Source organism: Coleofasciculus sp. F4-SAH-05, from assembly GCF_040222985.1.
GTDB classification, from domain to species: Bacteria; Cyanobacteriota; Cyanobacteriia; order Cyanobacteriales; family Coleofasciculaceae; genus Coleofasciculus; species Coleofasciculus chthonoplastes.
Window position 1 is genome coordinate 1 of the sequence record NZ_JAVKBY010000081.1, and the last position, 12,413, is coordinate 12,413.

5 protein-coding genes, 1 tRNA gene and 1 pseudogene are annotated in these 12,413 nt (G+C 46.0%); 3 read left to right on the top strand and 4 right to left on the bottom strand.

The genetic code is table 11. The features are described 5' to 3' along the window. A pseudogene (locus RIG27_RS09685) lies at positions 1–125 on the top strand (transposase); the annotation flags it as partial. 305 nt (positions 126–430) lie between these two features. Here the strand turns inward: RIG27_RS09685 and RIG27_RS09690 are convergent. Next, positions 431–712: a hypothetical protein gene (locus RIG27_RS09690; protein WP_446344637.1), complete on the bottom strand. Its 282-nt coding sequence runs from the start codon at positions 710–712 to the stop codon at positions 431–433. A 495-nt stretch (positions 713–1,207) separates the two neighbouring features. Between RIG27_RS09690 and RIG27_RS09695 the strand changes: the two genes are divergently transcribed. Continuing rightward, positions 1,208–7,069, top strand: a complete 5,862-nt coding sequence (locus tag RIG27_RS09695) for a beta strand repeat-containing protein (protein WP_446344639.1) — start codon at positions 1,208–1,210, stop codon at positions 7,067–7,069. Positions 7,070–7,928: 859 nt separating this feature from the next. Here the strand turns inward: RIG27_RS09695 and moaC are convergent. Further along, positions 7,929–8,429 (bottom strand): cyclic pyranopterin monophosphate synthase MoaC, encoded by a 501-nt coding sequence (gene moaC, locus RIG27_RS09700; RefSeq protein WP_446343242.1) that lies wholly within the window; start codon positions 8,427–8,429, stop codon positions 7,929–7,931. A 52-nt stretch (positions 8,430–8,481) separates the two neighbouring features. Here moaC and RIG27_RS09705 point away from each other — a divergent pair. Further along, positions 8,482–8,555, top strand: a tRNA-Arg gene (locus tag RIG27_RS09705). Between the two features lie 100 nt (positions 8,556–8,655). On the opposite strand, the gene RIG27_RS09710 is transcribed toward RIG27_RS09705, so the two are convergent. Continuing rightward, a complete protein-coding gene (locus tag RIG27_RS09710; RefSeq protein WP_446344641.1) occupies positions 8,656–10,491 on the bottom strand; it encodes a CHASE2 domain-containing protein in 1,836 nt (611 codons plus the stop codon). Between the two features lie 592 nt (positions 10,492–11,083). After that, on the bottom strand, positions 11,084–12,286 hold the full coding sequence (dnaN, locus tag RIG27_RS09715; RefSeq protein ID WP_446344643.1) for a DNA polymerase III subunit beta: 1,203 nt from the start codon (positions 12,284–12,286) through the stop codon (positions 11,084–11,086). Positions 12,287–12,413 lie beyond the last annotated feature (127 nt).

Consider the following 12,413-nt stretch of genomic DNA (forward strand, 5'->3'; position numbering starts at 1 on the left):
CGGCAGGGCATGTCGGAACTTGGATTTTAAATCCGAACGCTTCTGGAGACTCGACCTCTACTTTGATTGGAGAAATCCTGTCAAAGCAAGCCGGATCTGTGAACGAAGAATCCCCGCACTTTTAGGGCGGGGAGTGTCAAAACAATCCGACGCCATTCAGAGTAGAGTGTCAGCCTATCAGGTAACAATGGGAACAGACGTTCAATCAGACGCAAAAGTCGATCAGCTTCAGCAGGGGTTAAACCAAATCCATTTTTATGTTTAGGTCGTGTCACCACATTCCAAAACTCTACACAATTTTGCGATGTGATTTGTAGCTGATGTTGATCATTTCTAAGTTTCCGTACAGCGGTTCTCACGACAGGGTGTAGAGAATGATTACGCTGAGCAAAGCGTAGCAGGATATTTGTGTCTACAAGATATATCACAACTAGGGATGATCCTGATAAATCCCTGCACGACTCACCGCATAATCGGATAATAGGGGCGCATCCGATCCGACACAGGCGGCAAATTCTGCCGCTAACTGATCGGCAATCAACTCAAACTGATCATCATTGGATGGTTCAGATGTTTGCTGTAGCAACGCCTCCACTGTGGAGGTAAACGCTTCAGCCAATAATTGGCGCATCTGTGTAGCGTCATGACGGGCAAGGCTTTCTCTGAGTTTCGCTTCTGTTTCGCAGGAAAGTTCAAGTGTAATCCTGATCATAATAATTCCAATGGTCAATTGGCTTGCTTCGGCGTCGGTCAAACGGCAACCGATCAGTTTACTTATACTATCAGTGATTCGGATGTTCGTAGTCAGGGATGCGAGCCTTTCCCCCATCCGCTCAACTACGCCTAATTCATCGCCCAAACTACCTTAACAGGGCACTGCCGTGCCCCTACAATTAATTCGTCAATTCTACGACTTCTTGGGCGCAGGTTGGTCAAGGGCGCACGCCATGCGCCCCTACATTAAATAAGGTCTGCCGATACACTATAATAACATAACTGATACTTCTATTTTTAACTTATAAGAAAGATTATCACTATAGATTAGAACGGGTTAAATTTTCTAATTACTCAGATTATAGCTTTCAAAATAGCATTATCATATATCGAATACCATTGGCTAACTCAAGACTTTCAAGCGGGTAGGCTCCACCTGTTCGGGAGATAGTCAGAAACAACATCTATATATAATATAAAACTGGATAATACTGTGGCTAATTTCTTTTTCAACCTCTCCAGTCTCGATGGCACCAACGGCTTTAAAATTAACGGAATTTCCAGTAACGCCAAATCCGTTAACAGCGCCGGAGATATCAATGGCGACGGGATTGATGATATCATTATCGGCGATTTAGGCAAAAGCTACGTCCTATTTGGCGACAGCAGCAATGTTAATCTCACTCGCAATGTCTCCAGTCTGGATGGGACTAATGGTTTTGTGATTGAAGGAATCGTCGGAAACACCACCGTTAGCAGTGCTGGGGATATTAATGCCGATGGGATTAATGATCTACTCATTGGCGGTTTGGAGCACAGTTACATCCTGTTTGGCAAAACCACCGGCTTTACTTCTAGCTTTAATGTCTCCAGCCTCAATGGGAACAATGGATTTACCATTAATAACATTTCCGGTTCTACATTTGTTCAGTCGGCGGGCGATGTTAACGGCGATGGCATTGAAGACTTCATGATTGGTGCCAGCGATGCTTCTCCTAATGGGAGTAGTTCTGGGGAAATTTACGTTATTTTTGGCAAAAATGGTGGGTTTAACTCCAGCTTAGATAGTTCCACTTTAGATGGCACGAATGGCTTTAAAATTAAAGGAATCGCCGCCGATGATCAAGCCGGTACGTCGATTAGTCCTGCGGGAGACATTAACGGCGATGGTATCGATGATTTGGTTATTGGCGCTCCTAATGCTGACCCCAATGGGAGCAATTCTGGGCAAACTTATGTGGTTTTTGGCAAGAACAGTGGGTTTAGTGCCAGTCTAGAACTCTCCAGTCTGAATGGTAGTAACGGGTTTACAATTAATGGCATTGAAGCAGGCGATCGCGCGGGCATTTCTGTTAGTGGTGTTGGGGATGTCAATGGGGATGGAGTTGATGATTTAATTGTTGGTGCCAAATTTGCTAACCCCAATGGCAGTAGTTCGGGGCAAAGTTACGTCATCTTTGGTAAAACTGGCACATTTAGTCCTAGCTTCAATCTTTCTAGTCTAAATGGCGTTAATGGGTTTAAACTCAATGGGATTACCACAACTGATAATTCCGGTGATTCCGTTAGCGGTGCGGGGGATATTAATCAAGACGGGATTGATGATTTAATTATTGGTGCCACTGGGGCTGATCCGAATGGTAATAATTCGGGACAAAGTTATGTTGTCTATGGTACAAGTAGTGGCTTTGGGTCTAGTTTTGACCTGTTTACTCTGAATGGTAGCAATGGCTATAAAATTAATGGAATTGCCGCCAATAATCAATCTGGCTATGCGGTTAATAGTGCCGGAGATGTGAATGGGGATGACATTGATGATGTGATTATTGGTAGCGATACAGGGGAAAGTTATGTTATTTATGGCAATCTTGCCCCCAATTTAGAACCCGATAATACCAGTAATCCGGTTTTGGGATTTAAGATTAATGGGATTGCCCCTGGGGATAATTTAGGTCATGCGGTTAACCGCTTTGGCGATATCAATGGTGATGGGATTGATGACTTGATCATTAGCGCCCCTGGTGCTGATTCCAATGCCAGTAATTCCGGGCAGATTTATATCGTTTATGGCAAAAATAGTGGCTTTAGTTCCAGTTTTGACCTCTCTACCCTAGATGGTAGCAATGGCTTTAAAATTAATGGGATATCGGCGGATGACCAAGCTGGTATCTCGATAAGTAACGCGGGAGATATTAACGGGGATGGGATTAATGACCTGATTATCGGTACCCCCTTTGCTGATCCTAACGGTAGCCGTTCCGGGCAGAGTTATGTGGTGTTTGTCAAAAGTAGTGGCTTTGGCGCTAACTTTGACCTCTCTACGCTCAACGGCAACAATGGGTTTAAAATTAGTGGTGTTAGTGCCGGTGATGAATCTGGCATTTCCGTCAGTGGTGCTGGGGATGTTAATGGTGATGGCATTGATGATTTAATTATTGGGGCATGGGGTGTCAATGCTGGATACAGAGGATATTGGGGGCGAAGCTATGTGGTATTTGGTAAAACCAGCGACTTTAGTCCTGACCTAAACCTCTCTACCCTCAATGGCAGCAATGGTTTTACTATTACAGGTATCGACAGTTCTGATCATTCCGGCTACTCTGTCAGCCGCGCTGGGGATATTAATAACGATGGTTTTGATGACGTAATTATCGGCGCTAGATATGCTGATCCTCATGGTGCGGATTCAGGGGAAAGCTATGTCGTATTCGGCAAGAACAGTAGCTTGAGTGGCTTTGGTACTAACCTTAGTCTCTCCAGCCTTAACGGTAGCAACGGCTTTAAAATTAATGGTATCGCTCCCCATGATAATTCAGGTTGGTCTGTTAACCACGCCGGGGATATCAACGGAGATGGGATTGATGATGTCATTATTGGCGCCCTCAAAGCTAATCCCAATGGTAGCGCTTCCGGACAAACTTATGTAGTCTTCGGTACAAACAGCGGTTTTAGTGCTAACTTAGATCTCTCCAGCCTTAATGGTAGTAACGGGTTTCAAATTAATGGTATCGCCGCCGATGATCAATCTGGCTATGCGGTTAATAGTGCCGGGGATGTTAATGGAGACGGTATTGATGATTTAATTATCGGCGCACCAAATGCAGATCCCAAAGAAAGCAATTCCGGACAAAGCTATGTTGTATTTGGCAAAACCAGCAGTTTCAATGCCACGCTTGAACTCTCCAGCCTTGATGGTACAAACGGATTTAAAATTAACGGTATCGCCGCCGATGATAACTCTGGCTTTTCTGTCAGTGGTGCAGGAGATATTAACGCCGATGGTATCGATGATTTAGTCATTGGCGCCCCCGATGCTGACATCAATGGTAGCGAATCGGGACAAAGTTATGTTGTATTTGGTCATACCAACATCGGTTCAAACGGCACCCTGGAACTTTTCCAATTAATCGGTAGTGATAGGGATACAGCCGTTATCAGTGGCAATCCTACCGCCTCGGTTACCGAAGACGCCAATACTCCCAATCTCACCGCCACCGGTTCCTTAACTGTTACTGATCCGGATAGCGGTGAAGACAAATTTAACACCACCGTCACACCCACAGTCGGTAATCTCGGCAACTTAACCATTACCGAAACCGGCAGCTTTACCTACACCGTCGCCAACAGCAGCGTACAATATCTCGGTGCAGGGCAAACCCAACTCGATCGCTTCACCGTTGAATCCATTGATGGGAGTGCCAGCCAAACCATTGTGGTGACAATTAACGGGATTAACGATACCGCCACGATTACAGGCACAAACACCGCCGCCCTCACCGAAAGTGAAACCCTTTCTACCCTCACCGCCACCGGTTCCCTTTCTGTCACCGATACCGATACCGGAGAGACTAAATTTAACACCGCCGTCACTTCCCAAACCGGGAATCTGGGAAACTTAACCATCACCGATACCGGCACCTTCACCTACACCGTTGCCAATAGTGACATTGCCTATCTCGGCACCCAACAAACCAAAACCGAAACCTTTACCGTTACCTCCCTCGACGGTACAGCCTCTCAAGATATCATTGTCACAATTACCGGGATAAATACAGGGGTAAACAATCCCGCCACGATTACCGGTACCACCACGGCATCCGTCAACGAAGATAGCAGCAACTCCATACTTACCACCACAGGTTCCCTCACTGTGGATGATATCGATGCGGGAGAGAATGTATTCAACACCACGGTAACGGCTGCACCTAATAATCTAGGCAGTCTCACCCTAACGGATACGGGAACATTCAACTATACTGTGGACAATAGCGCCATCCAATATCTCAGCGCCACAGAAACCCAAACCGAAACCTTTACCGTTACCTCCCTGGATGGCACCGCCTCGGAAGATATCACCATTACGATTACTGGCGCCAACGATAATCCCACCGCCACTGATGACAATCCCACCACAGACGAAGATACTGCCATCACCGGGAATGTTCTCACCAATGATACCGATATCGACAATAGCGATATCCTCACCATCGCCAAACTTAATGGTACACCCAGGGCAGTGGGCAAACCCGTAACACTATTTTCCGGTGCATTACTCACCCTCAACACCGATGGCACATTCACCTACAATCCCAACAATCAATTTGAATTCCTGGGTGCCAATCAAACCGAGATAGACGGCTTTGCTTATACAGTTAGTGACGGGAATGGCGGTATCAGTCATGCCATTGCCACGATTGAAGTTACAGGTATTAACAATCCAGCCACAATTACAGGTATCGCTGCAGGGGCGGTTACCGAAGATAGTAATACTCCCACCTTAACCGCAACCGGTTCCCTCAGTATCACCGATACCGATAGCGATGAAGATAAATTCAGTACCACTGTCACTTCGACACCCAGTAATCTGGGCAATTTAACCATTACCGATACCGGCAGCTTCACCTATAGTGTGGATAATAGCGCCGTACAATATCTGGGTGCAGCCGAAACCCAAACCGAAACCTTCACCGTTACTTCCCTGGATGGCACCGCCTCGGAAGATATCACGATTACGATTACCGGCGTCAACGATACACCCACCGCCACAGATGACAATCCCACCACCGATGAAAATACTGCCCTGACTGGCAATGTTTTAACCAACGATAGTGATGCCGATGCTACTGCAGTATTGACAGTGGTAGATATTAATGGTAATCAGACTGATATCGGCAACGAGATTACCCTAACCAGTGGCGCACTATTAACCTTAAATAGTGATGGCAGTTATACCTATAATCCCAATGGTCAATTTGCCTCCCTCGGCGTCAATCAAACTGCCACCGATAGCTTTACTTATACCATCAGTGATGAGAAAGGGGAAACCAGTAGCGCCACCGCCACGATTACCGTAACTGGGGTAAATAACCAGGCGGTAATTACGGGAATTGCGGAAGCCTCGGTTATTGAAGATAGTAGCACCCCCAGCTTAACCGCAACGGGTTCTCTAACTGTCACCGATACCGACACTGGCGAAGATAAATTCAGTACCACGGTAATTTCAGCACCCAGTAATTTAGGCAGTTTAACCATCACCGATACTGGCAGCTTCACCTATAGTGTGGATAACAGTGCCGTGCAATATCTCGGTGAAGCGGAAACCCAAACTGAAACCTTTACAGTTAGCGCCTTAGATGGTGTCACCGCCGATATCACGATTACCCTAACAGGAGTCAATGATAACCCAATCGGAACACGCGATCGCACCACCACTGCCCAAGATACCCCTGTCACGATTCAAACCAGTACCCTACTGAGAAATGACCGAGATATTGACAGTGCTAAATCCTCTCTGACTATTACCGGGGTTAGCAATGAAACCAATGGTACAGCGGTATTTGATGATAACAATACACCCAATGATACCACCGATGATTTGATCATCTTTACCCCCAACCAGGGCTTTAGTGGCAATGGTAGCTTTACCTATACCCTCAGTGATGGTAGTCTTACCAATACCGCTACCGTCACCGTGGCTGTGGGGAAAAATATCGACGGTACAGATAACGATGACTTCTTAATTGGTAGCGCCGGAAATGATCGCATCAACGGCTTAGATGGTTGGGATCAAATCGATGGTTCCTTTGGCGAGGATATCCTCAATGGCGGTTTAGGTGATGATATTCTCAACGGTGGTTTAGGTGCCGATACCTTTGTCTTAGCGCTAGATGGAAGTATCGATATGATTACCGATTTTAATATCGGTCAAGGGGATAAAATCGGCTTGACGGGAGGATTAATGTTTGATCAATTGACATTCTCTGGGGAAGAGATTTGGGTAGGAAATCAAACCCTAGCAGTTTTGAGTTGGTTTGATACCACAACACTTACATCTGCAAATTTCATCACAGTTTAGTTGTTATCTCAAGTAAGTGAAACCAACTCCTAAGCTGTTCGGCATTTAAACGTTAATATCAATAATGGCGAAAGGATGGTAGTGCGAGCATCTTGCTCGCTACTAATACCCAATTTAAATGCATGACAGCTTACCTGTCTGTGTTCCCTTGGGCTGAAGCCATACTATCTAAATTTGATAAGTAGGTGGACACAATTAAAGTTAGCGGTGGAGATTAGGGAACAGGGAACAGGGAACAGTAAGGGTTTGAGGCTTGTTTACATAACTTAATCTAGTTAAGTTTATTTCCACCAACCTACTTAGTTACTCTATCCGGTGATTAAAATTTTTTAAACCCACCCACTTTGGTCAATTTTCTAGGATATGACTTTGTTCAAATTAGTCTTTTAGAGGTTTGAGCTTTCACCAGCTTTGTGTAAGCAATAGGTATTACTAGGGGCCAAAATACAGCCGCAACAATCAGCGTGATCCATGAGAGGACTTTTTGTTGCTCAGATAAATTCCTCATGTCATCAGCCAACTCAAACCACTTTGTAAACAAATGAGTTGCCATTGTTAAGTAAATAATACCTATACAGTAAATCATTGATGACTAACCTCCTGCTACAAAATATAAAAAGTAGAATGCTCGTTTTGGCTAATCTACTCAGTCAACCTAGCGAACCAAACTTTACTGTAAATGCAGGCGAGGATGATAGACATCAGTATATTTACGGAAATTACCTACGCCAATAGACGTAGAGGATAGGGGGGAGCAGGGGGAGCAGGGGGAGCAGGGGGAGCAGGGGGAGCAGGGGGAGCAGGGGGAGCAGGGGGAGCAGGGGGAGCAGGGGGAGCAGGGGAAGCTGGGGGATTTCGCTCAACTGGGGGATTGATACTCGCCGGATTTGCCACCCGTCTTACTCAACAGGCGGATGGATTCAATTTGAATGGATTTCTCCAAGGCTTTTGCCATATCGTACAGCGTCAGGGCGGCAACGGAAACGGCTGTCAAGGCTTCCATTTCCACCCCGGTTTCGGCTTTTGTTGTCACCGATGCCTGAATCTGATACCCCGGTAATTGAGCATCCGGTTGGATTTGTATCTCGACTTGGTGTAAGGGTAAGGGATGACACAACGGGATCAGGTTTGCCGTCTGCTTGGCTGCCATAATTCCAGCTAGTCGGGCGGTGGCTAAAACATCTCCTTTGGGCGCATTGCCTGTTTCAATCGCTTGGAATGTCGCCGTTTGCATCCGTACTTGAGCCGCTGCGACAGCTTGGCGACGGGTAGCGGGTTTGCTAGAAACATCGACCATTTGGGCTTGACCCTGAGAATTTAGATGGCTGAGGGATGATTTTTGAGAAGAGTCTTGCATCATTGGATAAAGATATGATATTGTAAGTAATCGGTGAGTGAATAACTCACAGCTAGGGCTTGTAGCTCAGTGGACTAGAGCACGTGGCTACGGACCACGGTGTCGGGGGTTCGAATCCCTCCTAGCCCGTTTAATTGTTTCCATTTATAGCAGTAGACACATCGATTAGGACTTTCGGCACCATTGTAGAGACGTGCCATGGCACGTCTCTACTAGGCTTACCTGGGTCTCAGATCCAGTACTTTAAACTAGGATGGGAAAAATACACACTAACCATACCACTGGTGACAACGATCGCAATACCCGATGGTATCATCGGCACCCAAATTCCTTGGATAAAGATCACATAAGAGCAGCCATAGAGAACACTTAGCATTCCGGCTACTGCCAAGCCCAGCAACAGAGGGGAACGGAAACGCCAACTGACTAAACCCGCCACAACAGACCAAGCCCCAATCCAAACATATTCAGCCCACTCGGGCCACCACACCAAAAGAGGTCGCTCATCCTTAACCGCACTGATAATTTGACTCGTCATCTGGGCTTGCAGAAATACCCCAGCCGTCTCAGGTCGGTTGCTGTGATTGTAAGGCGTGGCATGAATATCGTGAAAGGTTTTATCAACGGTACCAATGAAAACGATACGGTCTTTGACCAATTCAGGCGTTAATTTATTTTCCTCAAGTACCTCTTTTAATGTATAGGTACGCGAAATCGCTTCTACTGAACTCGTCGCCCGATAATTCAGTAACATTTGATAACCCCCAGCATCGATATTCTGATACCCTCCACTATTGTTTTTTAGGGTTGGGAAAACAACCTGACCAATCTGCAAATCATTATTGGCAGTCAACTCAGCCGTAATGCCCTCCTCTTCTAAGTAACGCAAAGCCATAACTAGACTCAGAGAGTTACTGATTTGACATTCAGATTGGTCAGGAGGCGCTAAACCCAGAAGATGACGACGCACAACGCCATCTGGGTCTAAAATGACATCACTAAACCCAACTCGTTCGGGTAAAGAGTCTGGAGGAATATCTGGAGGAGGCGAAATCCCCGGATTATCAGTTGTATCTCCCACCTTACAGACGGTTATTAAACGCTTGTCTTGGCGTAAACGATTCGCTAAATCACGATACTGAGGTTCTACTGGAAAATCGCGATAGAGGTCTAAACCAATGACTCGTGGTTGGTATTGGGCTAATTTTTCCAGGAGTTGAGCCAGTTTAGCATTCGACAAGGATAACCCTTGCCGTTGGGCAGAGGATTGAGCTTGAACATCACCCCCTGTAATGGTAATTATCAGCAGGCGTGGGTCAGGACTTTCCTGTTGAGGACGGATTTGCATCAAGTGGTCAAACGCCTTCAGTTCCAAAGGCTGTAGCATACCTGTCAAACCAACACCCATTGCCACGCCGACACCGGTTATACTTGCCAACAGTTGAAGACCCCGAGATTTCCAAGATCGGGGTTTTTTACGCTGTCGTTGCTGTTTTTTGAGATAGAGCAGTTCAAAAATCGGCGCTTTGCCGATACCCTTTAAGTAGTGATTGCCACGGGAGATAATGGTTAAGTCTGTAATTCCCGCATCGTGAATCAAGTCTGTTGTCACTTCCGACAGCAGAATTTGTCCCCCATGGGCAAGTGAGGACACCCGAGCCGCGTAGTCAACTTCCTCGCCAATAAAATCATCACCGTCGGGTAAGGGACTCCCGGTGTGCATGCCAATTCTGACTTGTAACGGACCCAGGGGGGTGTCAATGGGTTCACAGGTGTGACTAATTTGCAGCGCCACCGCCCACTGAGCTGCTTGAGATGCATTGGCGAAAACCACAAAGTAAGCGTCACCTTCGGTCTTGACTACACGCCCTCCGTAAGCCACTAAATTTGCTTCAACACGCTGGCGATGGGGTTTGAGAATCGTGTCAAAGTAGAGGCGATTGCGGGTAGTGATGTCATTTCCCTTTAAATATTTTTTGACCGCTGTGGAACTAACTAGGTCTGTGAACACCATGGTCACCACATGGTCAGATACGATAACTTGTTTATCGATTACGGGTTGCATCACAGATTAATCATTGACTATTGGGAAGGTAAGCACGCTTATGAACCCTGGCTGGCTTAACTTGCTGTTTACATTACAGTTATCAAGAATTTGAAAATGAGACAGGAGTATTAAGTTAAGTAATGATGAAGACTTTGTAAATGGACAATGAAGACTTTGTAAAGTTTATATAAAAGTCCGGCAAATGTTTAAATTGAACCCTGATTGCCGCTTGTCTGGCTTATAAGGGTCTGTCTATTGCACCCCAAAGACAGATTCAAGTTGGTAAAAAATTATTGATGGCAAGATCTAGCGGGTCTAAATCAGTTTTGAACTAATAATCTTTGCTGGGCATATTTGTCAGCCTTGTTTTTTTACTCATCCTTTACTTTAGGTTGGCTAGATAACTGTATAATGGACTACAATAAAAGAATCGTGTCGGTTTTTACCATTTGCTGACTCCACTATTCCATAGCACCTTCTCAAAGGCAAAATTCGCTTATAGATAATAGCAGATATCAAGAATGGTTTCAAAAAGCTCATCGTTCATCGTCCAAGGCAACTACAGAGTAAGAACCAATGAACTATGAACAATGAACCCTAGACAAAAACCTCAATCCCGGATTTGCACAGGCATAATCAGGTAGGTCATTTTTAAGCCACCCAGAGGTGTGAGAATCACTGGAGTATTCGCCGCATTCATTTGGAGCTGAATATCTGACGTAGACAGCGCCTTCAAGCCATCAATTAAGTACTTCACATTAAAGGCAATCTCAATACTTTCACCCGTAACTTGTGCTGATAGTGACTCTCTCGCACTGCCAACATCTTGAGTTTCCACGGTCAGATCAATGGTTTGCGCCTGGGCATCAATATCAAACTTGACGATATTATTCTTCTGATCAGCCAAAACTGCAATTCGCTCAACCGCACTCAGTAATTGACGCCGAGGAATAGCCACCTGACGCTGAAACTGACCGGGGATGAGTTGGCGGTAAGCGGGATATTGTCCCTCTAAGGTTCGACTGGTCAAGCGATGATTACCCCCTTGGAAGATAATTTGACCCACCTCAAACTGTAAGGCGACGGTATCGCTTGATTCAGAGAGTCCTAACATCCGTTCAAGTTCCCTTAAGGTTCTAGCGGGTACGGTTAGCTCAAAGGACGATATGGTATCTTCAGAGGCGGGTTTCTCTTCATCCTCTTGGCTTTCCTCACTGGTTGGTTTAGCGTTAAGAGTTTCCACAACCGCTAGTCGGTGACCATCAGTCGCGGCAAATTCGAGACTATCTTCTTGTACCATCAGATGCACCCCGGTCAGCACCTGTTTCGTTTCATCGGCACTGGTGGCAAATAATGATCCGCCCAATCCTTCAATTAAGGCTTCAACCGGGAGTTTAACCACCATTCCATCTTCGATTTGGGGGAGTTCGGGAAAGTCCTCTGAGTTCATTCCTCGCATTTTGTATTGTCCTGATGTCGAGGTTAAGGTGATCGATAGGCTTTCGGTGTCTGCATCACTCTCCGCTTCGGAGAGGGAGTCTTCGAGAGTAATGTCTCCCTCTGGCAAACGGGAAACAATGTCATTGAACAGTTTAGCCGGAATCGCGATCGCACCATCCGCTTCGACGTTGGCGTTGAAACTGGTTTGCAGACCTAGACTCAAGTCGAAGGCGGTTAAACTCACTCGCTGATTTTTCGCATCGGCTTGGAGTAACACATTACCCAGTACCGGATGGGTGGGACGTGAGGGAACCGCCCGACTTACGAGAGAAAGATTGGTATTGAGTTCACTTTGGGTACAAGTTAGTTTCATAGAAGGAATCGTCAATGTTTGGCACAGCTAGAATTCTCGTCAAGGAGAGTCAGGGAGATATGAGTTGGACTCTACATGAGGCACAATCGTGGCTCTCTCATCTATCCAGAGGCAACTCTAGCATGGA